The organism is Lentzea sp. NPDC037011, from assembly GCF_055607425.1.
The window spans coordinates 636,243-661,269 of the sequence record NZ_JBVJRT010000003.1 but is presented as its reverse complement, the minus strand read 5'-3'; the positions used below and the strand labels follow the sequence as shown (position 1 = coordinate 661,269).

Annotated in this window: 16 protein-coding genes; 7 read left to right on the top strand and 9 right to left on the bottom strand. The window is 73.2% G+C overall.

Annotated features, from left to right (window positions below; genetic code table 11):
* Positions 1-67: 67 nt before the first annotated feature.
* Genes ACZ7CH_RS11485 through ACZ7CH_RS11465 form a run of 5 tightly spaced genes read left to right on the top strand, consistent with a single transcriptional unit; the run spans position 68 to position 7,643 of the window.
* Complete coding sequence (locus ACZ7CH_RS11485; protein WP_360388893.1) at positions 68-559, top strand: hypothetical protein; 492 nt, start codon at positions 68-70, stop codon at positions 557-559.
* Positions 559-1,941, top strand: coding sequence for a hypothetical protein (locus tag ACZ7CH_RS11480; protein ID WP_470373775.1), 1,383 nt, complete (start codon positions 559-561; stop codon positions 1,939-1,941). The genes ACZ7CH_RS11485 and ACZ7CH_RS11480 overlap by 1 nt, the downstream gene beginning before the upstream one ends.
* Positions 1,938-3,308, top strand: a complete 1,371-nt coding sequence (locus ACZ7CH_RS11475; protein WP_360388897.1) for a VWA domain-containing protein — start codon at positions 1,938-1,940, stop codon at positions 3,306-3,308. The genes ACZ7CH_RS11480 and ACZ7CH_RS11475 overlap by 4 nt, the downstream gene beginning before the upstream one ends.
* A 16-nt stretch (positions 3,309-3,324) precedes the next feature.
* Positions 3,325-4,446 (top strand): ATP-binding protein, encoded by a 1,122-nt coding sequence (locus tag ACZ7CH_RS11470; protein WP_470373774.1) that lies wholly within the window; start codon positions 3,325-3,327, stop codon positions 4,444-4,446.
* Entirely contained in the window at positions 4,443-7,643 is a 3,201-nt protein-coding gene (locus tag ACZ7CH_RS11465) for a DUF5682 family protein (protein WP_470373773.1), read from the top strand. Before ACZ7CH_RS11470 ends, ACZ7CH_RS11465 begins: the two co-directional genes overlap by 4 nt.
* Positions 7,644-7,702: 59 nt before the next feature.
* On the opposite strand, the gene ACZ7CH_RS11460 is transcribed toward ACZ7CH_RS11465, so the two are convergent.
* The 9 genes from ACZ7CH_RS11460 to ACZ7CH_RS11420 all read right to left on the bottom strand — a co-directional run bounded on the left by ACZ7CH_RS11460 (position 7,703) and on the right by ACZ7CH_RS11420 (position 23,102).
* Positions 7,703-9,475, bottom strand: a complete 1,773-nt coding sequence (locus ACZ7CH_RS11460; RefSeq protein ID WP_470373772.1) for a CocE/NonD family hydrolase — start codon at positions 9,473-9,475, stop codon at positions 7,703-7,705.
* Between the two features lie 255 nt (positions 9,476-9,730).
* Positions 9,731-11,293, bottom strand: a complete 1,563-nt coding sequence (locus tag ACZ7CH_RS11455) for a sigma-70 family RNA polymerase sigma factor (RefSeq protein WP_470373771.1) — start codon at positions 11,291-11,293, stop codon at positions 9,731-9,733.
* Positions 11,294-11,401: 108 nt separating this feature from the next.
* Positions 11,402-15,496 carry a CHAT domain-containing protein gene (locus ACZ7CH_RS11450; RefSeq protein WP_470373770.1) on the bottom strand — a complete coding sequence of 1,365 codons (4,095 nt, stop codon included), beginning with the start codon at positions 15,494-15,496 and terminating at the stop codon, positions 11,402-11,404.
* The gene (locus ACZ7CH_RS11445) at positions 15,496-18,159 is read right to left on the bottom strand and encodes a protein kinase domain-containing protein (RefSeq protein ID WP_470373769.1); all 2,664 of its coding nucleotides are present in this window, start codon (positions 18,157-18,159) and stop codon (positions 15,496-15,498) included. Before ACZ7CH_RS11445 ends, ACZ7CH_RS11450 begins: the two co-directional genes overlap by 1 nt.
* Positions 18,152-18,889 carry a PP2C family protein-serine/threonine phosphatase gene (locus tag ACZ7CH_RS11440; protein WP_470373768.1) on the bottom strand — a complete coding sequence of 246 codons (738 nt, stop codon included), beginning with the start codon at positions 18,887-18,889 and terminating at the stop codon, positions 18,152-18,154. The genes ACZ7CH_RS11445 and ACZ7CH_RS11440 overlap by 8 nt, the downstream gene beginning before the upstream one ends.
* A complete protein-coding gene (locus ACZ7CH_RS11435; protein WP_360388918.1) occupies positions 18,886-19,395 on the bottom strand; it encodes an FHA domain-containing protein in 510 nt (169 codons plus the stop codon). Before ACZ7CH_RS11435 ends, ACZ7CH_RS11440 begins: the two co-directional genes overlap by 4 nt.
* Positions 19,383-20,045, bottom strand: a complete 663-nt coding sequence (locus ACZ7CH_RS11430) for a 4Fe-4S single cluster domain-containing protein (protein WP_458431948.1) — start codon at positions 20,043-20,045, stop codon at positions 19,383-19,385. The genes ACZ7CH_RS11435 and ACZ7CH_RS11430 overlap by 13 nt, the downstream gene beginning before the upstream one ends.
* Entirely contained in the window at positions 20,039-21,922 is a 1,884-nt protein-coding gene (locus ACZ7CH_RS11425) for an AAA family ATPase (protein ID WP_470373767.1), read from the bottom strand. The genes ACZ7CH_RS11430 and ACZ7CH_RS11425 overlap by 7 nt, the downstream gene beginning before the upstream one ends.
* Positions 21,912-23,102, bottom strand: a complete 1,191-nt coding sequence (locus tag ACZ7CH_RS11420; RefSeq protein ID WP_360388927.1) for a hypothetical protein — start codon at positions 23,100-23,102, stop codon at positions 21,912-21,914. The genes ACZ7CH_RS11425 and ACZ7CH_RS11420 overlap by 11 nt, the downstream gene beginning before the upstream one ends.
* Before the next feature lie 156 nt (positions 23,103-23,258).
* Between ACZ7CH_RS11420 and ACZ7CH_RS11415 the strand changes: the two genes are divergently transcribed.
* Together ACZ7CH_RS11415 and ACZ7CH_RS11410 are read left to right on the top strand one after the other, a co-directional pair.
* Entirely contained in the window at positions 23,259-23,891 is a 633-nt protein-coding gene (locus tag ACZ7CH_RS11415; RefSeq protein ID WP_360388930.1) for a hypothetical protein, read from the top strand.
* A gap of 3 nt (positions 23,892-23,894) precedes the next feature.
* Entirely contained in the window at positions 23,895-24,998 is a 1,104-nt protein-coding gene (locus ACZ7CH_RS11410) for an RES family NAD+ phosphorylase (RefSeq protein WP_470373766.1), read from the top strand.
* Positions 24,999-25,027 lie beyond the last annotated feature (29 nt).

Sequence of the window (25,027 nt, the reverse complement as noted above, 5' to 3'; positions counted from 1 at the left end):
CGTCGCTAACGTCTCCCCTGTCGGGCCGGACCGGTCGGATCGGGCCCCGGGGTGAGGAGATGACGCGTTGTCAGGTTGGGAAAGTTCGAGCACGGCGCGGGTGCTGTGGCCCGCGCGGCCGCGCAAGCTGGCCAAGGTCCCGTTCGTCGAACTGGCGGACGGGCGGCTGCAGGGCGTGGTCTCCAGCGGCTCGGACGTCGAGCGGGTGTACGTGTCGTCGGTCGCGGCCGGCTCGTACGACTTCTCCTGCAGCACCAACAACAATCGGCCGTGTGGTGGGGCGCGGGGCGGGTTCTGCAACCACGTCCTCGGGCTGATCGGCGAGGCCGTGCTGCAGTACGGAGCCGAGCGGGTCGCGCGGTACCTGCGCGTCGAGGGCGAGGACGGCCACCAGATCGCCGCGAACATGCGGGCGGCCGGACCGTCCCAGGGGGACAGTGCCGCGGCGGCCCAGGTGTTCAGCCGGTTCCTGCGTCATCTGGCCTATTTGGAGCTGTCGCCGACGACGGCGCCGTTGCCGGAGATGCAGTGGTTCCCGCCGACCAGGGCGGTGGTGTGATGCGCGCCGACCTGTTGGCGGACGAGGTCGAGGGCCTCGACGAGGCGCTGGCGGCCGTGGCCGGTGCCGACCAGGCGCTGGCGGCGGGGTTGCTGCGCCCGCAGGCCGCCCAGGTGGCCGGGGTGACCGCGCTGGCCGAGGCCGTGGCGGGGTCGCCGCTGGCGGAGCGGGTGGCGGAGGCGGCCGAGAAGGTCGCGGCCGGTGCGGCGGGCGAGGACCACTTCGTGTCCCTTGCCGCGGCACGGGTTGCGCTGTTCGGCTCGGTGCACGACGCGGTGGTGCACCGGCTCGACCAGGCGACCGGGCGGGCTCGTGCGGAGGAGTTGGTTCCCGCGGGCACCGCCGAGGTGCCGGTGAACCTGTTGCTGGCGGCGCGGTCCTGGCTGTCCGACCTCGCGCGGGCCGGGTGGCAGGGCATCGACCACGACCTCGTCGCCGGTGCCGCGCCGGTGGTGTCGGCGTTGCTGCCGGTGCCGGAGCTGCGCAGGCTGGCCGCGCTGCTGGACGGGTTCGCGGCGGAGCTGGCGGCGTCCTGCCCCGGCTCGGCGCTGGAGCGGGTTCCCGCGCGGCGCTGGGGAGACCTGTGGTCGCGGGCGATGCTGCTGACGTTGCCCGGCGCGCTGCGGACGGGGACGACGACGGTGAGCGGCCGCCTGCTGCCGCTCGGCGTGGACCTGCAGGAGCACGCCACGGCCGCGCAGGCGCAGGTGCACGCGGTGCTGGAGCCCGCGGACGGCGGCGCGCCGGTGCTGGTGCGGGCCAGCGTGTCCGCGCCGAAGCCGGACACCGTGGTGGGCGCGGGGATCTGGCAGCTGCTGCGGCCCCACCTGAGCCTGCTGAACGCCGTGAGCGAGGGCAGGGCGGTGGAGCTGACCGACATGCCGATGACCGGTGAGGGCGACCTGCTGTGGGTCGAGTCGTGCGCACGGCCGGCCGAGGCCGCAGACCCGTTCACGACCGCGCGGGTGGTCCTGCCGACCGCGGCCGCGCTGCCGACGGCGGCGCTGGACCGGCACCCGGCCCGCATCGCCGCGCCGGTGTTCCTGGAGGGGTACGGCGTGGAGCCCGACCCGTTGGCGTTCGTCGTGTCCGGGCAGCAGGTCGCGGTGGACGCCGACCGCATCCCGGCGGCCGGGCCGCTGACGCCGGAGGCGGTGGCCGCCTCCGCTGAGTGCATCGGCCTGGTGCGCTGGGACGACGGGGCGTTCCGCGTGCAGCCGCTGGCCGTGCTCACGGTGGCGCGCAAGAAGTCCGTGGCGCTGCACGCGGGTGCGTGGGCCGGTGGCGCGGGCACCGACAAGGCCGGGGTCAAGGCGGAGAAGGCCGCCACGGACGCCGTGGCCGTGTTGCGCGAGCGCGCTGGAAGGCTGCTGCGCAAATGACCGACGAGACCACGTCGGCGAACGACGAGAACCGCAGGCAGGTCCTGTACTGGCGGTTGCTGTCGCGCCTGTTCGACCACGAGGAGCAGTCCTCGCTGGAGGCCGCGAGCCTCGCCGTGCTGCAGGACGTCGGCCTGCCGCCCGCACTGCTGGACCCGCACACCGGTGTCGACAACGTGGTGCAGCGCCACCCCGGCCTGGAGGCGGAGTTCGACGGGCTGATGGCCCGCTCCCCCGACGAGGAAAGGGACTCCGCGGCCGAGGTGCGCCGCGCGGCCCTGGTGTCGAAGGTGCTGCTGAACGTCTTCGGCACCGGCTCCGGCACGGTCACGGCCGGGCAGCTGGCCCGCTGGCAGTCCGACGCCGGCTGGCTGGAACGCGCTCTGGGCTGCCGGCCTGGTGAGCTGCGCGGTGGCCGCAGCGGCCACGGCACCAGCGGCGGCGCGCCGACACCGGACCTGAGCACGCTGCTGCCCGGCATCGGGCCCGAGCTGGGTGCGCTCGAAGCGGACCTGGTGAAGCGCATGCACCTGCGCGAGGTGCTCGCCGACCCGGCGCTGGCCGCCCAGCTGACGCCGAGCATGTCGCTGATCGAGCAGCTGCTGCGGGACAAGAACAACCTGTCCGGGGTCGCGCTGGCCAACGCCAAGTCGCTGATCCGCCGGTACGTCGACGAGGTCGCCGAGGTGCTGCGCACCGAGGTCGAGAAGGCCTCGGTCGGCAGGATCGACCGGTCGGTGCCGCCCAAGCGGGTGTTCCGCAACCTCGACCTCGACCGCACCATCTGGAAGAACCTGACGAACTGGAGCCCGGAGGAGGAACGGCTCTACGTCGACCGCCTCTACTACCGGCAGACGGCGCGCAAGACCACGCCGCAGCGGTTGATCGCGGTGGTCGACCAGTCCGGTTCGATGGTCGACTCCATGGTCAACTGCGCGATCCTGGCGTCGATCTTCGCCGGGCTGCCCAAGGTGGACGTGCACCTCATCGCGTACGACACCCAGGCGCTGGACCTCACGCCGTGGGTGGGTGACCCGTTCGAGACGCTGCTGCGCACGAACCTGGGCGGCGGCAACGACGGCATGGTCGCCATGGCGCTGGCGCAGGCGAAGATCGCCGAGCCGGCGAACACCGTGGTGGTCTGGATCTCCGACTTCTACGAGACCCGCATCGAGCAGCTCTTCGACAACATGGCGGCCATCCACCGCTCCGGCGCGAAGTTCATCCCGGTCGGCTCCGTCACGAGCTCCGGGCGCGGCAGCGTGAACCCGTGGTTCCGCGAACGCTTCAAGGACCTCGGCACCCCGGTGATCTCGGGCCACGTCCGCAAGCTCGTCCACGAACTCAAGACCTTCCTGACCTTCTGAAAGGCACCACATCACCATGTCCGACCTGTTGCGCGCCCCCGCCGAGATCAAGTACGCCGAGGAGCTCGACTGGCTCGAGTCGATCGACGCGAACCCCAAGCCGTTCGCGTGGCGGTTGTCGCCCAAGATGATCCGGCTGTTCGTGCTCGGTGCCGAGCGGTCCGACGGCCTCGACCGCGAGGTGGTTCAGAAGTGGTTCGGCGACCGCAGCATCGTCGAGCGGGCCATCGTCACGCTCGCCTCCGACCGCGGTCTGCTGCTGATCGGCGACCCCGGCACCGGCAAGAGCTGGCTGGCCGAGCTGCTGGCCGCCGCGATCTCGCGCAACTCCACCCAGGTCGTGCAGGGCACGGCGGGCACGACCGAGGACCACATCAAGTACTCGTGGAACGTGTCGATGGTGATCGCGAAGGGGCAGTCGCGGCAGTCGATGATCCCGTCGCCGATCATGACGGCGATGGAGACCGGCACGATCGGCCGGTTCGAGGAGCTCACCCGCTCGACCAGCGACGTGCAGGACGCCCTCATCTCGATCCTGTCGGAGAAGTACATCTCGGTGCCGGAGCTCGACAGCGCCGGCGGCGAGAACATCGTGTTCGCCAAGCCCGGCTTCTCGATCATCGCCACCGCGAACAGCCGCGACCGGGGCGTCAACGACCTGTCGTCGGCGTTGAAGCGCCGGTTCAACTTCGTGCGCATCCCGGTGGTGACGAACAAGAAGAGCGAGACCGAGATCGTCCGCTTCCGCACCGAGGAGCTGCTGCACCGCCACCAGATCGAGCTGGACGTGCCGCCCACGCTGCTCGACGTGCTGCTGCGCAGCTTCGCCGACCTGCGCGCCGCCTCCGCCTCAGCAGCCAGCGAGGACGAGAAGCTCGAGTCCGCCCTGTCCACGGCCGAGCAGATCGGTGTGCTGGAGGACGCGATCCTGCACAGCAACTTCTTCGGCGAGCGCGCGCTCACCGCGCACACACTGGGGGCGTCGCTGGTCGGCTCGCTCTCCCGGCGGGCACCGGAGGACCTGGCGATCATGAACAAGTACCTGCACGGTGTCGTCGAGCCGCGCAGCAAGGACGAGGGCGGGCACTGGCCCGAGTTCCTGACCGGTGGCCGCGACACGATCGCCACCCTCTCGTGAGCGGCGCCCCCATGCCCGCGCCGGACACCCCGCCCGCGGCCCCTGCAATGGACAGCGCGCCCACCGGTCCCGCCGCGGCCAGCGCTCTCCCCCGCCCCGCACCGACGAGCGGCAGCCCGGAGGACCACGCACCCGTCAGCACTACCGCGGAGCGCACGCTCACCAGCCCCACCGCGGACAACGCCCCGACTACCGCCGGAGCGGCCCGCACGCCCGCCAACCCCGCCGGGGACAACGCGCCAGCGACCGTCAGGGCGGCCCGCACGTCCTCCAGCCCCACCCCGGCCAACGCGCTGGCCACCGCCGGAGCGGCCCACACGTCCGCCAGCCCCACCGCACACAACGCGCCAGCGACCGTCAGGGCGGAGCGCACGCTCACCAGTCCAACTGCGGACAATGCCCCGGCCACCGCCAGAGCGGCCCGCACGTCCGCGAGCCCCTCCACGACCAGCGCGCCCGCAAAGAGCGCCACCGCCGGCATCTTCGAAGCGCTGCGCACGCAGCTGCACGAGGCGGCGACGGAGTTCGCCGACGGGCCCGGCGCGTTGGAGGGCATCCTGCGCGGCATGGTCGACGACGTCGACCGCGCCGTGCGGGAGCCGCTGGAGATCTTCCCGGTGTGCCACCACTCCCCCGCCTCGGCCGTGGCGATGGCGCGGCGGCTGCGGGAGAAGCAGCCGAAGGTCGTGTACCTGGAGCTGTGCGAGGACATGGCGCCGTTGCTGACGGAGCTGCGCAACTGCCGCCTGCCCGTCGCGGTGCAGGCGTTCGCGAGCGAGGTCGATGGCTTCCCGGCGGAGTGGGCACCGCTGTCGGTGGTCGCGCCGATCACCGAGGCGTCCGCGGAGTACCAGGCGATCTCGTACGCGCTCGACACCCCCGGCGTCGAGCTGGTGCTGGTCGACCGGTCGTCCGACCACGTGTTCCAGTGGCAGGCACCGGTAGCGGGGCCGGCCGACGAGGAAGCGCTGCACGGCGACGCCGTGGGCGTGGAGATCGGCGACCTGCGCCCGCGCTTCGCCGAGCTGGAGGAGCACCTGCTGCACCACGGCAAGGTGCGGCACTGGTCGGAGTGGTGGCACCAGTACGTCGAGCAGCCGCTGGGCGGCAGCGACCACGACACCTACCGCCAGGTGATGTTCCTGATCGGCAGCCTCTTCCGGCGACTCGCACCCGGCGACCCGCACCGGGTCACCGTGGACGAGGACCGCGAGCGCTACATGTGGACCCGGATGCGCGAGCACCTGGCCGCCAGCGGCGCGGACCCGGCGGACTGCCTGTACGTCTGCGGTGCCTTCCACGCGGCGAGCCACGTCGCGGAGTTCGGCGTCGAGGGCTCCGGCGACTTCGAGATCAGCCCGCGCAGCGCGAGCAGGTGGCAGTACGGCCTGATCCCGTCCAGCCACGCCGCGATCGAGGCGCAGTTCGGCCTCGCGTCGGGCTCGGTGTCGATCGCGGCCACCGAGTGGGCGAAGAACCTCAAGCGCACCAAGGTGAAGCCGTTCGCGCTGGAGGGTCAGGCCGGCGCGAAGAAGCCGAGGAAACCGCTGCCGGAGCCGGTGGCCGAGCTGGCGGCGGCCGACCAGCTCTCCGGCTTCCTGCAGCGCCCGCCGGTCCTCGACCGGCTGGACGAGGCCGAGCTGCTGGGCTGGTCGGTGGAGGTGGTCCGCGCGGCCCGCCGCAACGGCTACCTGTCCTCCACCGCCGACGCGATCGCCGTGTTCGAGACGTCGATCCTGCTGGCCGGGATGCGCGACCGGGCCCGGCCCACGCCGTACGACTTCCAGGACGCGGCGGTCACGTGCATCGAGAAGGACGTCGTGCCCGGCCGCCGCGACGTGCGCCGCATCGTCGAGATCATGATGGGCGGCGACCGGATCGGCCAGGTCGGCTACGACGCGCTGCCGCCGCTGGCCCGCGACGTGCACGACCGGCTCGCGCCGCTCGACCTCAAGCTGGGTCAGCGCGGCGTGCAGCGGGCCCTGCTCGACATCGCCGGCCGGCCGGAGCTCGAAGCGTGCTCCGATCTGCTGTGGATGCTGCGCTACCTGATGCCGCACGGCGCCGCCCGCCCGATCATGGGCGAGCGCAGCCTCGGTGAACGCCCGATCCAGGAGTCCTGGGACCTCGCCCTCGGCACCCACCAGCGCTCGCTGATCGAGCTCGGCTACGAGGGCGTGAGCGTCGAACAGGTGGTGGAGCAACGCCTGCGCCGCGCCGCCCACGACCCGCAGGCCACGACGGCCCGCGTCCTCGAAGCCGTCGAGGACGCCATCCGCTACCTGCACAGCCCGCGCCTGGCCGCCGAGCTGGGCACCCGCGCCCTGGAGGTCCTGGCCGGCGAGCGCACGGTCGACAGCGCCCCCGAGGTCCTGCGCCGCGCCCGCCGCCTGCTCGCCTACTACCGCACCAACGACCCGGCCCTGCCGCCGTGGATCGAGTCGTTCGTCCGCACCGGCTACGCCCACTACTGCACGCTGCTGCCGACCGCGTTCACCGAGGAGGACGCCACCGTCGACCAGGTCGCCGCCACCCTGGGCTTCCTGTTCAGCATGGAGTCGCTGGCGCTGTCGCTGGGCTGCGACCGCACCCAGCTGGAGCTGGCCGTCGCCCAGTCCCACCCGGAGGAACCCGCCAAGGTCGCACTGCTGTGGGCCGCCCAGGTCCAGCTGGGCCGCCTGACCCGCGCCGACCTCCGCACCCGGTGCCACGACCTGCTCACCAACCCGCTGACCCTGCCGAGCTACCCCCGCTACCTCAGCGGTTTCGTCCACGCCCTGGAACCGGCCCCGTCGCTGGTGGACTTCGTGGTGGAGACCATCTCCACCGCCTTCGCCCACCTCCCCGACCACCTGCTCCTGCCGTGGCTGCCCAGCCTCATCACCACCCTGCGCACCAAGGGCGCGCAGCACGTCCCGACCCTGATCCGCGAGGCCGCCCGCCTCTTCCCGGCCCGCCTCCCGGCCCTCGACGCCTGGACCCCGCCCTGGCTCGCCGAGCCGACCCCCACCGCGCCCCGGCGCACGTCCGCACCCCGGGGCGTGGCGCTGCTGGCCGCCCACCCGGCGACCTGCGACGCGGTGGCGGACCTGCTGGGCTGCACGGGCTCCTGGCAGGCGGCCGCTCCGTCCGGCGTGGCCCTGCTGGCCAAGCACCCGGACACGGCGTTGGCACTGGAGGCGCTGTTGGTGCCCTGAAACGAGCGTTGCCCGTCCCCACCGCTCAGGGCGGCCGGGACGGGCAACGGTTCAGCCGGTCAGGTGCTGATCGTGCCGCCCACCACGGGCAGCACGACCTTGCTGACACCGAGCGACACGGCGATCGAGATGCCGCTCGACCCGGTGTCCGTGCCGATGTAGCCGCTGTGGTTGGTCACGAGCACGATCCCGATCCGGTGCCCGGCCGGGATGACCGCGTCGCGGGCGTGCAGCTTCCACGTCACGTCGACGGCGGTGCCGGTCGGCAACGGGGTCGCGGTCTCCAGCGAGTTGCGGTTCTTCGTGTCGATGGCGCCCTTGGTGAGCATGGTCGCGGAGACCGCCTGGGTCGACACGGCCGGCGGCTGGGCGCAGCCGGTGCGGTTGCGCAGGTCGTCGCGGGAGCACTTCTCGGTCGACAGCTGCAGCGGGGTGCGTTCGGTGAGGACGGCCTGGGTGGCCGGGCCGTAGTCGACGAGCAGTGCCGTGAGCGGGGTGGAGGTGCGGTTGGCCGCGATGCGGGCGGTCACCTGGACCTCGCCGGAGAGCCGGGCCTCGCGGGTCAGGGGTGCGGTGACGTAGGCGAGGCGGCGGGTGTCGGCGACCTCGGGGTTGGCCATCATGGCGGACTCGCTGAGGTTGGTGTTGTCCGCGAGGCGCTGGGTCTGGCCGGTGCCGGTCGGCGACGCGGTCAGCGAGCCGGTGAAGCCGCCGGCCGCGGGGCCGAGGTGGAGGGTGGTGGTCGCCGTGCCGGGCTGAGGCCAGGACGCGTGCTGCTCCCAGGAGCCGTCGGGGCGCTGGATGTCGGCCATCGGCTCGCTCATGATGCCGTTGTCGATCCCCTTGAGCCAGTGGTCCATCCACAGGCCCATGACCCGCTGCCACTCGGCCTGGCGGAACGAGATCGGGTCGAGGTGGCCGCCGCGGTGCAGCCACAGCTTGCGGGGCACGCCCTGTGCGGCGAGCGCGTCCCACCAGCGGCCGAACTGGGAGGGCTTGACGTTCCAGTCCGCCTGGCCGTGGACGACGAACACGGACGCGCTCACGTTGCCGGCCGAGGGCCGGTAGTCGCGGGTGCGCCAGAACGAGGTGTAGTCGTAGGACTCGTCGCCGTCGTTGCGGGCCATGGCGTCGAGCACCGCGCGGCACTTCGCCTTCTGCGCGGAGCTGATCACGTAGTTGGCGAGCACGGTCGGGTAGTCGGTGGTGTAGCCGCGGTAACCGATGCCCTGGTCACGCGCGTACTCGTACCAGCTGGAGATCGCGGCGATGGGCACGATCGTCTTGACGCCGGGGATGTTCGCGGCTGCGGCGGCGTTGGGCAGCGTGCCGTTGTAGGAGACGCCGAGCATGCCGACGTTGCCGGTGCTCCACGACGCGACGGCGGCACGGCCGTCGGCGTACCGCGCGGTGGCGCGGCCGTTCAGCCAGTCGACGACGGCACGCACGCTGGCGGTGTCCTCCGGCCCGCCGGTGGTCGGGCAGCCGGTCGAGCGCGAGGTGCCTTGCATCTCCACCTCGACCACGGCGTAACCGCGCGGCACGAAGTACTCGTCGTACCACCGCCCGAAACCGCGCGGTACGCCGGCCGCGGCGGTCGCGCCGAGCCCGTAGTAGGGGCTGGCCTCCATGACCACCGGGACCTTGCCCGCCTGGCCGGGGCGCTTGACGTCGGCGGCGATGCGGTCGCGCACACCGTCGCCATCACTGTCCACTGACGACTCGACGTAGACGGTCTCGGTGATGTCGGCCGCGACAGGGGCGGCGGCGACGCTCACGGGTACGCCGGCCGACAGCAGTGCTGCCAGCACGGCGGGGACAAGGGTTCGCATGGGTTCCTCCGGTGCGAGCCCGGCCGAGCAGGGGTGACCGGGCACACCGGAATCTCACCGATGCGGGAACGTGCGGCGGTACCGTCGAAGGATCTTGACGGTTGCCGGAACTCGGCCCACCGGCCCAGCCCAGAACCGCGGGTCTTCGGGCGCCGACGGCTTCGCCACCGCCTCCACGGGGCTACCGGCGTGCACCCGGTTGTACCTGGCGGCGAGGCGGTGCCCCGGCGAACGTGAGCCCGGCGGCCCGGGACCTCAGCCGGCGAAGTCCTGGGTCATCCACACCGTCCCCTTGGCGTCGCGGGTGACCACGATGCCGACGCGGGTGAACGAGCGGCTCAGGATGTTCTTGCGGTGGCCGTCGTTCGGCGGCTTCTCGTCGATCATGCCCTGGTTGAGCTTGATGGCCATGGCCGCGATCGGGTCGGCGGCGTTCGCGACCGGGCCGCCCATGCCGACGTTCTCGCCGACCGAGCTCCACCGCGCGCCCGCCGCGGTGATGCGGTCGCCCAGGTCGGCCTCGCCGGAGCAGCGGTGTGAAAGCCCGCAGCCCGCGGTCATCGCCTGGTTGTGCCGTTCGCCTGCCGTGACCAGCGCGGGGTCCATGGTCAACGGCGGCAGGCCTTCCTCCGCCCGTGCGGCGTTGAGGTGGGCGAGCACGCGTTCGGCCGGGGTTGCGGGAGGCGGGGGTGGCGGAGGTGGGGCGGCGGACGTCGTGGTCGGGGCGGAGCTGGTCGGCGTGGCGGAGCCGCTGGGAGCCGCAGAGGTGCTGGGAGCCGCGGAAGTGCCGGGAGAGACCTCGGACGTCGTCACCGCGGGCGTCAGCGCGGCCGGCGCCTGTGCCGCCGGTGGCGCGGGTGGGTTGCCGGGTGTGAAGACCCAGGCGCCCGTGACGCCGGCCGCGGCGCAGACCACGACGGCGGCCGCGACGGTGAGGGCGGGCTTGGCCGAGAGGAAACCACCGATCCGTTGCAGCACGGTCATCTCCAGCAGGTGCGCCGCGGGCTCGACGGCCGGTCGGCTGAGGTTGTCCAGCAGCAGCGGCAGATAGCCCGCCGGAACCACCAGCAGGGCCGCGCCCGTCAGGATCCGCTCGACCGGCATGGCGTCTGCGACTCCGCGCCGGCACCGGCCGCACTCGTCGACGTGCCGCAGCAACCTCTTGCGCCACAACGGGTTCGGCTGCCCGTTCCACTCCTCGGCCGCCCGCGCGAGGCCCGCGCAGCGCGGGTCGTGCTGCACCGCCCGCACCAGCAGCCGGATCGTCTCCAGCCGGCCCTTCAACCGGCTCACCCGCACCGTCACGGCGTGCGCGTTGAGGTCCAGCGCGTCGGCGACCTCGGCGCGGCTGAGCTGCCCCGACCGCTCCAGCGCCCACACCGCCAGCAGCTCGCGGTCGGCCGGGTCCAGCCACCGCGCCGCCTCGTCGACCTCCCGCCGCTGCTCCAGCAGGTGCAGCCGGGACAACGCCACCTCGACGAACTCCGCCTCCGGGTCCGCCCGGTCGTACTCCTCCAGCGGCGCGGGTGCCGTCTCCCGGCGCCGGTAGTGCTCGCGGAGCTGGTTGACCGTCACCGCCACCAGCCACGACCGCAGCCGCTCCGGCTCACGCAGGCCGCCGATGCCGCGAATGACCCGCACCATCGTCTCCTGCACCACGTCGTCGACGTCGGCGTCCGAGGACAGCGCGCGACCAGCGATGTTGTAGACCAGCGGCAGGTAGGCCTCGACCACCGCGTCCAGCGCCGCGCGGTCCCCCTCCCGCGCAGCCACCACCAGTTCCGGGGACACCTGCCCCAGCCACTCCCGCACCGTCACGACCAACACCCTCACTTCGCCGACGCCACCCGTTCGGAAACGGAGACCGGCGCATCTCACCCCAAGTCACACAAAGCACGAAACAAAGTGATCCATGTCACAGCTGGTTCACCAGCCGTGGTGAGCGAACGCGGCCCACTTGACCGGGTCGGCGAGCGCGCGGTCACGGGCCCGCCCGCGCAGCAGGGTGTCGACCCCCTCCGGCGCCTCCCGGTCCTCGTCCAACGCCCAGAGCTGGGCCGACCTGAGCGCGTCCCGCGGGCGGGCGCCCGATCGGAGGAAGTCGTAAAACACGCACATGAGCAGCGCGGACTCGATGTCGTCGACCTTCCACCTCGTACCGACCACGCCGGCCGCGCCGATCGCCACGTACGCGGCTGCCAGGGTCAGCGCCTCGTCGTGCAGGCCCGCGGTCAGGTCGCTCTCGCACGCCGCCAGCACCACCAGTCCGCCCGCGCGGTCGTCGTCACGGCCGGCCGCGTGCCGCAGCACGCGTTCGACCGACAGCTCGGCGCGGGCGAGCACGAGCGCGGACCGGGCGGGAGTCGCCCCTGCGCGGGCGTGGCAGCCCAGGTGCAGCAACGACACGCCGCCGTCCCAGGCCGCGAGCACCTCGTCGGGCGTTCCCGGACCGCTCACCGGCACGCCCGGTCCCGGCTGGCCGTAGAACCGGCCTCCGGGGTGCAGCCGGTGCAGGAACTGGGCCTCGTACTGGCCCGCGACCAGCGTGCCGTCCGGGTTGCTCACGACCACCGGGTCCGCGTCGAACGGCAGGCGCCGCCGTGCCGCCAGGTCGCACAGCTGCCGCGCCGAGGTGGCGTAGGTGAAGCCGGCCTCCCGGACCGCGGTCCGGCCTGATCCCGCTGCCGCGTGCCACGGGACGACGCCGAGCACGCCCGTCGGCACGAGCACGATCCAGGGCTGGTGCCAGCCGATCTCCCGCAGCAGCGGCTCGACGACCGCACGCCAGGCCCACGCGCACAACGACGGCAGTGCCGCCCGCCGCGCCTGGTCGTCCATCGCGAGATAGCGCCCCACCTCGCCGTCCTCCTCGGCGCGCAGCAGCGGCAGCAGCACCTCCCGCACGACGCCCTCCGACGTCGTCACCAGGGCACGTCCGTCGTGCTTGTCCAGTCCCGGCACGAGGTGCACGAGCACGTCGGCCTCCAGCGCCCGCAACGCCTTCGCGACGTCGGCCACCGGCGGCGGCCGGAGCAGCTCCAGCTCGCCGCCCAGCGCCGCCACCGCACGCCTGCGCAGGTCGCTGGGCTGCAGCTCCATCGACGCGATCGGCACCGGCGGCTGCGGCTTGGCGAGGTCCGCGGCGAGGTCGTCGTGCCCGAGCGCGCGCAGCCGGGGGCCGATGCCGGAGAACGCCGTCGTGCTGTGCAGCACCAGACCGCGACCCCACTCGACCGCTTCGACGGCCCGCTCCCAGTCGCCGGAGTCCGCACAGCGCAACGCGACCCGCCGGGCACGGGCGGCGGCGTCCGCTGCGCGTTCCACGGCGTGCCCGCTGTCGCTCTGCAGCAGGACGTCGCTCGCCCGCCGCCGCAGGGAGTCGAACCCGATCGCGATGGCGTCGTCCCCGTAGCCCAGCAGGGCGAGCTTCCAGCAGCTGTCCGCGAAACCGTCGAGCACCCCGGTGACGTCCCTGCCACCGATCGGGGCGAGCTCCACGTGCGCGTAACGGCGCAGCGCCTCGTCGAGGTCCGCGCTGGTCCTCGTCGTCAGGTGGCGGCCGTGCCAGAACATCGCCAGGCCGAACACGGCGGCGGCGCGGTGGACGTCGAGGACGTCCGCGTCGTCCCTGAGCGCCTCGAGCTCGGCGATGGCGGCGTCGAACAGGGCCCAGTCGCGGCGCAGCAGTGCCACCCCCATGCGCCCGTGCGCGGAGGTCAGGGCGAGCGGGGCGAACATGGCCGAGCTGCGGTCGATCCCCTCCACCGCGTCGACGAGCAACTGCAGGGCCTCGTCCAGCACGGCCTGGTCGATCTTCCCCGCGCCGAGGTTGAGCAGCCGCTGGGCGAGCACGGCTCTCTCCCCCGCCAGCGCCACCGCGTCCACGTGCTCGTCAGCTCGGGCGAGCCGGTCGAGCTGCGCCCGGATGGCGGCGAGGTCGTCGGTCCCGTCGGTTCCGCCGGTCAGGACGTTCATCCGGTCTCGCATGTCGTCGATCTCGGACACGCCAGCGCCCCTCGCGACGCGTGCGGCACGCAGCGCCTCCAGGTGGCTCAGCCCGGCCTGCCGGTCGCGCAGGTCCCCGGTCTGCTGGAACCGGGTCAGCAGCACGGCGGCGAACGCCTGCCAGGCCAGGTCGTGCTCCTCGGTGCCCGGTTCGACCAGGTTCATGGCCTGCCGGCAGTGCCCGGCGGCGGACTCGTAGAGGTCCACCCGCTCCTGCGTGCTCTGCAGGATCTCGGCCTGGGACAGCATCACCAGGAACCTGGCCCTGATGTCCGGGTCCTGGTCCTCGTCCGCCACGGCCGCGGTCAGAGCGGCGACGGCGTGACGGCTCGGTGTCGCCTCACAGCCGACCAGGTGGGCGTGCGACAGCGTCGTGCCGTACAGCCCGAGCGCGGTCGACCGCAGCGGGTGCGGCTCCCCCGCGACCGCGAAGAACTCGTCCAGGAGCCCGACCGCGGCCTCCACCCGCCGCTGGTCGTTGGAGTCCAGGGCCAGGTTGCACGCCGCCACCGCCTGCTGGAACAGCAGCACCACCGCCACGTCGTCCGTGCGGTCCAGCTCCCGGCGCACGGCGTCCAGCTCGGTCAACGCCGTCAGCTGCTCGCTCGGCCCCTGCGCGAGCAGCCTCCGCAGCAACGCGATCGCGCACCGCTGGTCCACACCGCCCGTCCCGTGCTCGACGAGCCACGTCAGCAGCGCTGTCGCCGCGTCCTGGCCGAACCCGTCGGACATCCCGATGTCGGCGATGTCGCCCAGCACCGCACCGGGGTTCGCACGGACCACCTCGACCACCGCGAGGAGCCCGATGACCAGGTGCTTCGTCCAGCCGGAGACGGTGGGTTCGCCGGCAGCGGCCCTGAGCACGCGCTCGGCCTCCACCAGGTCGTCCCGCCCGCGCATGGCCCTGGTCGCGAGGGCGAGCGCCCGGTACGGCAGCAGCAGCACGGGGTCCGGCGCGTCCTCGCCGGCGGCGGCCAGCTGCTCGACGGCGCGGAGCATGCCGTCGACGTCGTCGTGCAGGTAGTAGGCCTCCAGCAGCTCGGAGGCCAGCTGTGCGTTCCCCGGCGCGGCGGCGACGGCCCCGGTCAGGTAGCCGATCAGCGCCGGCAGCTCGTCGCGCGCCTTCCTGGCCCGGTCGAGCAGCAGGTCTCCGCGCAGCGCCGCGACCTCCGCCGGGTCCCGCTCCAGCCGCGGGTCGCCTTCGATCCTGGTCAGCCAGCGCAGGGCGCCGTTGCGTTCCCGCAGGTCACCGGAGGCAGCGAACCGGGAGATCATCATCTCCGCGAGCTCGAACGCCGCGTTCGGGTCGTTCGGCGCCACCTGCTCGTAGAGCGGGATCGCCTCTTCCTCCTCGGCGGCGGCGTCCAGCACGTAGGGCGTGCCGCCCATGACCGACCGGAACGACCGCAGGCGGGCCAGTTCCAGCATCGTCTCGACGCGCAGGCCGTCGTCCATGCCGGGCAGGTCGAGGCTGTTGTCGAGGTAGCGCTGGGCCTCGTCGAGCAGTTCCGGCGGCGGTTCCTCGGCATCGGCGCGAGCTCGGCGGAACTGCTCCCGCAGGGACATCCCCATGACCGCCTCGGCCAGGGCGCGGTCCTCCTCGTCGAGCTCCATGGCGACCAGCAGGCGGAGCTCGTGGACGGAGGCTTCGAGCAGCTCCCGGTCACCGACGTCGGTCGAGGCGTACCGCAGCTGGATGAGGTCGACCAGCTCGATGCGGAAGCCGGGTGTGGCGTCGAGCCGGTCGACGACGATCCGCATCGCCTCGATCGCCTCGTCCAGCCGCGACGGGTCGGCGAGCGCCCTGCCCTGGCAGCGGAACCACGCCGCGCTCAGGTACTGCGCCCACACCCAGTCGAACGACGACCGGTCCGCGACCGCGAGCACCCAGTCGAGGTAGTAGCGGATGTCCTCGACCACGGCCACGTCGACCGGCGCCGCGTCGTCCAGGCCGGCCTCGAACTGGGCCAGCAGGACCTCGGCCGCCTCCAGGCGGTCGCGGAACTCACCCTCCATCAGGCGTCAACGAGACGGCGCATCGTGCGCAGGCACACCACGGCGAGCGGCACGTGCACGAGCAGGGCGGCCCAGAACGCGGCGGCGCCCCAGAGACCGGCTGCCCAGAGCAGCGGGTCCTGCAGGAACGGCAGCCACAGCGCCTTCGTCTGCGGCACGACCTGGGCGAAGCCGCCCGCCACGAGGACCGCGAGCATCCCGATCGTGACGACGCCGAAGGTGTTCGCCCGCCACATCGCCGCGATGGCCGCGACGACGCCGAGGAGCAGGAGGTAGCCGCTCAGCAGCGCGGCCGCCCGCAGACCGAACTCCGGTGCCGTGACGAACAGGTCCTCGGAGTGGACCGTCAGCCGCAGCACCGTCGCGGCCCAGTACACGAGTCCCAGCGCGGCCCAGGCCAGGCCGAACACGGCGACGCGGCGCAAAGGGGTGGGCGGCAGTGCGCGCCGGGTGCTCCTCTGCGCGGTCTGCGGCAGCCAGGACCGCGCCCACAGGCACAGGCCGAGGCTGGCCAGTGCCGTGACGACGAGTCCGACGACCAGGCCGTCGGCCCACTTGCCCGCCAGCGAGAACACCAGGTCGGCGACGAGGTCCGGTGACGTCACCGCGGTGAAGAGCGGCAGGTCGGACGCGAAGAACGCCAGCACGACGGCGAGCAGCACGCCGCCGGCCACGGCGCCCTTGGTGCGCACCAGGAGCACCAGCTCGGTCGCGAGCAGGGCGAACGGGGGCAGCAGGCCCAGCTGCGCTGCGGCTGCCAGGGTGACCGCCGCACGCGCGCCGTCCGGTCCGCCCTCGAACGCCACCGCACCGTTCTGCAGCACCACCACGACCCACGCGACTCCGGTCATGGCGAGGGTCAGCAGCACGATCGTGCCGGCGGTCGTGCCCACGGCCCGCAACGACACCGGTGCGCGCTTCGGCCGGCGTTCGCGGACCACCCGTTCCTGCAACACCCCCTGTGCCAGCAGGAGAACGCGGCCTTCGCGGGTGTCGGCGTTCGCGAGCTGCTTGGCCAGCGGACGCCACCACGGCACGTCGGCGAGCCGCAGCCGGACCGGGGGCTGCAGGGCGCGCGCCGCCTGCCGCCGGTTGAGCACCAGCAGCAACGCCATGCCGTGCAGCCGTTGCCGTTCGCCCGCGGTCAACCCGCCGGAGCCGGTCGAGTGCACGAGCTGTTCGGCGTTCTGCACCAGCACCGGCAGCTCGGCCGCCGCCTGGTCGAGCACCCCGCACCGCGGCCCGCAGCCGCCGTGGCCGCAGTGGTAGCCGGCGGCGGTGCCGAGCAGGTCGCCCTGCACGACCTCGCCCGCGAACTCGAAGCCGTCCGGCTGGGCGAGCGCGGCGACGAGCCCGTCGGTGTCGACCGGGCGACCGCGGTACCGGGGCGTCACGTCGGGCGCGAAGGCCTGGCCGAACGCGAGCACGGCGCTGTGCAGTCGTGCCGAGCTGCCGTGCAGGCCGGTCAGCCGCATCGTGTCGAACCGGTTGTGCAGCTTCTCCTTGCGGATCCACGTGCTCAGCGCGTCCGCGCCGGTGCCGGTCAGCCAGCGTTCGGCGGCGTGCGGGTCGTCGAGCATCGCCACGGCCAGCTCGGCGGGGTCGGTGAACGACCGGCCGTTGACGAACGTGATCGGCGAGTGCTCCGGCTGCGCCGCCTGCGCGGGAGCGTGCGCCGCCACGGGCGGGCTGCCGCCGCCGAGCCAGCTCTCGACCTGCGGCCACCCCCACCGGTCGCGCGGGTCCTTCGTGAGCAGGCCGCTGACCAGCAGCCGCCAGCGCTCGTCGGTGATCTCGGTCAGGTCCAGCTCGTCGAGCGTGCGCATCCGCCGGATCGCCTGGTCGGACAGCATCTCGCCGGTGCGCCGCTGGAACCGGCCGTGGCCGGTGACGAGCAGGTAGGCGATCTCACCGAGGCTCCACCACGGCCACGGCCAGCCCTTCTCCTCCCAGTGCTGCTCCGGCGGGGTGTAGGCGACGGCGGCCATGATCGTGCCGCCGATCTGCTTGCTCGCGGTGAGCCCGGTGACACCGCCGAAGTCCGCGATGACGAACTCGCCGTTGGCCCGGTACATCAGGTTGTCCGGCTTGAAGTCGATGGGGTTGCGGCCGACGACCTGCTGCCAGAAGTTCAGCCCGCCGGCCAGCTCCCGCAGCACCTCCTCCGCCTTGCGCACGGAGGCCGGCCTGCGGGCGACGACCTGGTCGAGCGTGGCCTCCAGCAGCTCCATCGCCACCCAGCCGACTCGGCCGTGCGGGCCGATGAACGAGTCGTAGCCGAACAACCGCGGCACGTGCCGGTGGAAGCGCTCGTCGTCGAGGTGCCGCAACAGGTCCACGTCGATCGGGTGCCCCGCCCAGTGCACCTTGACCGCGACCTCGTCGCCCTCGGCCGTGCGGCGGCAGCACCACACGACGCCCTCGGTGCCGGTGCCCAGCACCCGCAGCGGCTCGAAGCGGTTCCGCAGCTGGTCGGGGAACACCGGCCCGCCGTCGTCCGCCGCCGGCGGTGGCGCCTCGCCCTGCTGCACGGTGGGGTTCGACCCCTGCTGCCTGGTCGGCACGGACTCGCGGCGGGCGCCCTGCTGCACCGTCGGCGCCGACTTGCGCGTGGCGTCCTGCTGCACCGTCGGGGTGCTCGGTCGTCGCACGGGTTCAGTCATCGTTCTCTCCCTCGCGCCACACGTCCACGACGCACAACGACACGTTGTCGGGCGCACCGGCCGCTATCGCCGCGGCGAGCAGGGCCTCGGCGGCGTCGTGCACCGAGTCCAGCACCACGGCGTCCTTCAGCACGTCCTCGTCCACATAGGAGTGCAGGCCGTCGGTGCACAGCAGGAACCGTTGCCGCGCAGCCGGTTCGACCACCCGCACGTGCGGATCGACACGGCGGCCCTGCACCCCGCCGAGCACCTGGGTCAGCGCGCCCGCGGCGTCCTCGTCGACGTCGTCGACGGTCAGCGGCATGACCAGCCCTGGTTCGGCGTAGTAGGCGCGGCTGTCGCCCACGTGGCACAGGTAGCTCCGGTCGGGGCGCACGAGCAGCGCGGTCGCGGTCGTCGCGGTCCCCTCCAGCTCCGGGTTCCGCCGTCCGAGCTCCAGCAGCTCCTCGTGGGCGTCCACGAACGCACGGGCGAGCGACTCGCCGTCCGCCGGCTCGGGCAGCGCAGTCGTCAGCCGGGTGACGACGTGCCGGCTCGCGACCTCGCCCGCCCGGTGCCCGCCGAGCCCGTCGGCCACCACGACCAGTGCCGCCGCGGGGTCCTTGCACGCCAGCACGACCGGTGCGGGCATCTCCACCGGCGCCAGCCAGCCGAGGACGCCCATCCTGTCCTCGTTGTGCTCGCGGACCAGCCCCCTGCACGTCACCGCCGCGACGTGGACCCGCGTCACAGCGGCAACCCGAACTCGTCGAACCCGGCCGCCTCCACCCGCAGCTCGACGTCCTGGCCCAGCCGCAGCACCTGGCCCGCCCGCAGGCGTTGCGGCGTCACCACCATCCGGCCGTCCACGTAGGTGTGGTTCGTCGAGTCGTCGTCCCGGACGTACAGGTGGCCGTTCAGCGGGTACAGCGTGGCGTGCTGCCGCGAGACCTGGGTCAGCTCGGCCATGCCCGGCAGGTCCGCCAGCGGGCCGCACTCCCGGCCCAGCCGCATGCCCAGCGCGGGGATGGGCACGACCCGGTCGAGGAAGCGCAGGTGCAGCTGTTCCTGCGGGAGGGGCATCTCCACCGTCACCGGCGGGCGCCCCGCCTCCGGCCGGTCGGCGGGCGCGTCCGCGAACGCCGTGGCGCGCACCGCTTCCAGCTCGGCCGCGGGGTGGACGGCGCAGAAACCGGGCGACGTGGTCCGCGGGCAGCCGTCCGGGTCGTCGGGGCACTGGTAGGTCACGGTCGCCATGCGGCCTCCTCGAAGACGATCCCCTGGTCGCGCAGGTTCCGCTCGACCTTGGGCAACGTGCCGGCCGGCGGTACCCCGACGACCCACAGCACCCCGTCGTCCACCCGCACCTGCACCGGTGCCCGCACAGGTGCGAGGTCGACGAAGTGCCGGTAGCGCTGCTCGCCGAGCGGGGTGAGCGGGACCAGCCGCTGGTTGGCCGAGCCACGCCAGATCAACCTGGTCGGCTCGCCAGCCGAGTACCGCCCGGTGACCACCGCGTCGACCCGGTGCAGGACGTCGGCCTGCTGCCCGTTCAGCTCGTCGAGCTCATAGCCGGTGTAGAGCAGGACATCGCGGTCCGCGACGGAGGCGGCGTCGAGGAACTCCGCCAGCGCCGCGGCCTGCTGCAGGGGCTCCCCGCCGCTGATCGTCAGCCCTTCCGCACCCGCGCGCACCGCCCCGTGCCACGTGCGCAGCAGGTCGTCGACGGTGACCTCGGTGCCGCCGGCGGCGTCCCAGGTGTCCCGCGACATGCAGCCCCGGCAGGCCAGCGTGCAGCCCTGCAACCAGATCCCGAGCCGCCGGCCCGGTCCCAGCGCGGTGATCGGGTAGAGGACCCTGCTGGTCCTCAGCACCCCGTCCGTCCTCGGCCCGCGGTCGCTCAGCACCGGGTCACCTCGGCCCGCCAGCCGTCCGGTTCGGCGACGACCTGGTCGACCCGCCACGTCTCGCCCTGGCGCGGCGGGTCGCGCAGCAGCATCTCGGACAACGGGTTGATCAGCGCCGACTCCACGGCGTTGTTCACGCCGCGACCGCCGTGGTCGAGGTTCTCGACGGCCCGGTCGTACAACGTCCGGCGCGCCGCCTGCGCGACCTCCAGCCGGACCCGGTGCACCACGTCCATCCGGCGGGCCACCGACCGCAGCGCCTTGTCCAGCAGCTCCGGCACGACCTCCGGCTGGATGAAGTCCATGGCGATGAACGCGTCACCGAGCCGGTTGCGCAGCTCCGGCCGGCCGATCCGGTGGTCGAAGAAGTGCTCGAACGACTGCTGCAGCACCTTGCGCACCTCGGCGACGTCGGTGCGGTAGCTGAGCCGCGGTGCGGTGCCGGCGGGGGCGTCCGGGTCGACGACGCCGAGGTTCGAGGTGAAGATCAGCACGCACTCGGTGAAGTAGACGGTCGAGCCGCGGCCGTCGGTGAGCCGGCCGTCCTCCAGCACCTGCAGGAAGAAGTCGAACACCAGCCGGTGTGCCTTGTCGATCTCGTCGAACAGCAGCACGCTCATCGGGTTGGACCGCACCGCGTTGGTCAGCTCACCGCCGGCGTCGAAGCCGACGTAGCCCGGTGGCGCGCCGATGAGCCGTTCCCGCGCGTGCTCCTGGGCGAACTCGCTCATGTCGAACCGGATCGGCTCCGCGTCCCGCCCGAAGATCATCCGGGCGATGCCCTTGGCCAGCTCGGTCTTGCCCACGCCCGTCGGCCCTGCCAGGAACAGCACGCCCCGCGGGCGGTTCGGGGAGCTCGACGACTGCGCGCCGGTCAGCCCGGCGGCCGACCGCATGAAGATCTCCACCGCCTTGCGCACGGCGTGGTCCTGCCCGAACACCCCGATCGACGCCGGACCCGCCGACGCGATCGTGTCCCGCAGGGACGCGACCGCCCACGGGTTGTCGCGCACGCCGACGCGGTACAGCCGGGCCGCCTCGTCGAGGCGGTTCACCGGGATGGCCCGGTCGACCGCCACGCTGCCGACGGCGAGCACCTCGCCGTTGCTCATCCCGTGCGTGACCGAGACGAGGTTCTGCGCCGCGGCCTCGCGGGCGTTGTCATCGATGGCGGCGTCGGGGCGTTTGCTGATGACCACCCGCACGGCGTGGCGGGCGGCGGCGAGCCGCTGGTCGGCGGACGCGGGCGGCACGGTGATCACCTTGACCGTGCGCGGGGACATCGCGAACTCGACCGGCAGCTGCTCCTGCTTCTCCACCACCCAGAACACCGTGTTGAACGGCATCACCGGCGCCGTTCCGGGCACCGGGCGGGCTTCGTGGCCGAGCACCTCCGCCGTCGCCATCAGCAGCTTGCCCTCACCGGTGAGCTCCGAGCGCGGCGAGCCCAGCCGTGCCGCGAACGGGATCAGCAGGCCGATGGGGGCACCGCGCGACATCACGATCTCCCGCAGCGCCCGGCGGGCCCTGCGCAGCACCAGGTCGTCGGGCGCGCTGCCGTCGTCGCGCTCCGGCCTCGACAACGCGTCGTCGGCGACGAACTCCCGCAACGCCTGCGGTATCGCCGAGCCGTCCTCGCTCAACGGCCACACCTCGAGGCGGTCGCGGGCGATGTCGAGCACCGCCAGCGCCCCGAACCCGCGGGCCCGGCACGCGCGTTCGACCACCTGCGGCAGTCCCAGCGGCACCAGCACGTCGCTCCCCGCGCCCGCGGGCAGGAAGTAGCGGTCGCGGACGTTGCCCACGAACAGCAGCTGCGGGTGGGTGACGAGGGAGAGGTCGAGCTCGCGGACCCACGCAGGCTCCTCAGCGCTCACGCTGCCTCACCCCCGGCACCTCGGTCGCCCGGCGGCGGACGGCGGGTCTGGTCTTGCGCCGCGACGGCGGCAACGGGGCCGGTGCCGCCGGCACCGGACGGCCCGGCTCGAGCCGCAGGAACGGTGCCGGGTCGAGCTCGACGCCGCGCTCGCGCAGCGCGGAGTCGAGCTGGGGCAGCGTCTCGTCGCAGTAGTGCGACTGCACGGCCTTCGCGTGCTCGCCCTCCGCGTCCTGGTCTGCGGCGCGGACCACGGCGGTGAGCAGGGCGGTCCCGTCGCCCGGCAGGCGCACCAGCAGCCCGTACCCCCGCTGTGCGCCGTCGAAGGCGACCACGGCCTGCGTCTCCTCGACCAGCAGCGACTCGAACTCCTCCCCCACGACGCAGTCGAGCTCGCTCAGCGCCTCCGCCGCCGCGGCGGCGACCCGCCTGCGGTGCCGGGCGAGGTCGGCGCGTTCGACGGCGCGGTGCACGGCGTCCTCGGCCTCGTCCGGATCGGCCGCACCGGCCACGAGCGCCAGCAGCGCCGGCTGCTCCTCCTCCAGCACGTCGGCGAGCAGCTGGCGCAGCCTGGCGCGCTGTTCCTCCTGCGCCACCAGCCGCTTGCGGCGCTCGATCGACTCGCGGACGAGCACGGCGACCTCCAGCGAGTACGTCCTGGCCCGCTGCAGCGACGTCACCGCCTTCATCTCCTCGTACACGGCCTGCGCCGCCGCGAGGCCGTCCGCGTCGCAGCGGTGGCCGTTGCCCGCCAGCAGCGTCTCGGCGTCGGCCAGCGCGGCGGCCACCGCGTCGCCCTCCCGCCGGGCCGGCGTGTGCTGGGCCGGTACCCGGCGGGCAGCCAGCTCCTGGGCGGCCGACGCGGTGGTCGCGGCGGTCCCGCCGGTGGCCTTGCCGATGGTCGCGCGCCACCGCTGCGACCACCCCGCGTCGACCGCCTCGGTCGCGTCGGCCACCGCGGCGGAGGCCCGCGCCCGCAGCTCTTCGAGCTCGGTGAGGTCGGTGACGCCGTCCGCCCGGTGCTCGCCGGCGACGGCCGGGACCTTCACCCCGACCGCACGGGCGTGTGCGCGCATTTCCGCCAGCCGCGCCAGCGTGCCCGCGATGTCGGCGCGCAATTGGCGCCGGCGCTGGGCCTCCAAGTCAGCGGGCGAGAGGTAGTACCCGACGGAGGAGCTCATCAGACCTCACGGCTGTCTACTGTCATCGGACCGTGCAGGAAAAATACGTGCGCGACCGGCAATTCAGAGCGATGAACAGGAATTGACCTCTTTTTGTCCACTTCCGCAGCGACTTTTACGGCAAGAATTGTCGGCCTACGGATTCGGAGTGGTCGCGTGGCGGTGCAGCACCTCATCTACGCGCTCGTCGAGGACTGGGCTCGGGTCAACGACCTGCTCGGGCACGACGGGCGCACGCGGTTGCGCTCACTGGTCGACAAGATGCGCGGCGCGGTCACCCCGGTGGAACGGGCGGCGGCCGCGCACGAGGTGACGAAGCTGCTCGGCGACCTGCTGCCGCACGACGACCGGATCTTCGCCGACGCCGGCGTCCGGTACGCGAGCAGCGCCGAGCTGGCCGACCTCGACCTCGCGCTGGTCCACCTCTCCGACGACGTCAGGCTCGGCGGACGGCCGCGCAGCGCCAGGGAGCGGATTCTGACCAACGAGTGGGAGTCGGCGGCCGACCTGCGCGAACGCGGTCACAACCCGGACGTGGCGGGGGTGATCAAGCTGCACCGCGACGACGGCAGCGCCTCCGTGCCGACGTTCCAGTTCGACGCCGCGGGTGAACCGCTCGACGTGGTGCTGCGGATCAACCTGCTGCTGCAGGCCCAGCAGGACCCCTGGGGTGCCGCCGACTGGTGGTTCAGCGCGAACGCCTGGCTGCGCGACCGGCCGGTCCGGTTGCTCGGCCGCACCCCCGACGACCGGCTCGTGGCCGCCGCCGCGGCCGTGGTGGAGGGCTGAACCGTGATCCACCACGCGCCTCCCGCGACCCTCACCGGCACGCCGTCACGCGCGACCGTTCCCGCCGGCACGGTGCTGCACCGGGTGCACGCCGCTGCCCACGACCCGCTGCTGTTCGACCGGCCGCAGACCAGCCTGTTCGCCGGTGGCGGCCGGTTCGACGCGACCGCTGCCTGCGGCTACCGCACGCTGTGCCTGTCGGCCGCGCCGGAGACGACCGTCGCGGAGCGGTTCCTGCGCGAGTTCGCGCTGACGCCGGGCACCGAACGGGTGCTGCCCCGGGCCGCGCTGGCCGGTCAGGTGCTGACCGAGGTGCGCACCTCCCGTGACCTGGCCCTGGTCCGGCTGTACAGCGCCCACGACCTCGCCGAGGTGCACCAGGACAGCCGGCTCGTCACCGGTCCTCCGGAGCACTTCCCGTTCACCAGGGAGTGGGCGACGTGGCTGCACGACCAGGTCCCGTGGGCGGACGGCATCCTCTGGCAGTCCATCGCGGACATGCCCCGCGACACCCTGGTGCTCTTCGACGACCGCTGCGCCGCGCCCGTGCCGACCGGTGTCCGGCACGTCCTCGACGACGACGCCGAGCTCCCCTGGCTGCGCGACCTGCTGAGCCCCTACCGGGTGCAGGTGGAGGAGCCGGCGCCCTGGCCGCGGTTCTTCATCAACTACCGCACCGGCGACGGCCAGGAGGCGCCGGAGCTGCTGCACCGGGAGCTCAGCCGCCGGCTCGGTGAGAAGGCGGTCTTCCGGGACGTGCGCTCGATCCGGCCCGGCACACCGGACTTCGCCACCGCCCTGGAGGACAACGTGCGCCGCTGCGAGACGGTCCTCGCGGTGATCGGGCGCCGCTGGGAGAACGAGGCCGACGAGAACGGCGTGCCGTTGCTGGAGAACCCCGCCGACTGGGTGCGCAGAGAGCTCGTCCTGGCGCACGAGAGCGGTGTACCGGTGGTTCCGGTGCTGCTCGGCGCCCGGTTGAAGCTCACAGCCGCGACACTTCCGCCCGAGCTGGAGCACCTCGCCGCGGCGCAGTACGTGCAACTCCCGCGCGGTTTCGGCGAACCCGACGTGAAGCTGCTGGTCGACCGGTTGCTGCACGATTAGCGGAATCATCCGGCTTCGCCGCGGCACCG

Coding starts and splice junctions, on each gene's coding strand:
- ACZ7CH_RS11475 (WP_360388897.1), top strand. CDS start 1,938: ATGACCGACGAGACCACGTCGGCGAACGACGAGAACCGCAGGCAGGTC.
- ACZ7CH_RS11450 (WP_470373770.1), bottom strand. CDS start 15,496: ATGGAGGGTGAGTTCCGCGACCGCCTGGAGGCGGCCGAGGTCCTGCTG.
- ACZ7CH_RS11460 (WP_470373772.1), bottom strand. CDS start 9,475: ATGCGAACCCTTGTCCCCGCCGTGCTGGCAGCACTGCTGTCGGCCGGC.
- ACZ7CH_RS11420 (WP_360388927.1), bottom strand. CDS start 23,102: ATGAGCTCCTCCGTCGGGTACTACCTCTCGCCCGCTGACTTGGAGGCC.
- ACZ7CH_RS11435 (WP_360388918.1), bottom strand. CDS start 19,395: ATGGCGACCGTGACCTACCAGTGCCCCGACGACCCGGACGGCTGCCCG.
- ACZ7CH_RS11480 (WP_470373775.1), top strand. CDS start 559: ATGCGCGCCGACCTGTTGGCGGACGAGGTCGAGGGCCTCGACGAGGCG.
- ACZ7CH_RS11445 (WP_470373769.1), bottom strand. CDS start 18,159: ATGACTGAACCCGTGCGACGACCGAGCACCCCGACGGTGCAGCAGGAC.
- ACZ7CH_RS11470 (WP_470373774.1), top strand. CDS start 3,325: ATGTCCGACCTGTTGCGCGCCCCCGCCGAGATCAAGTACGCCGAGGAG.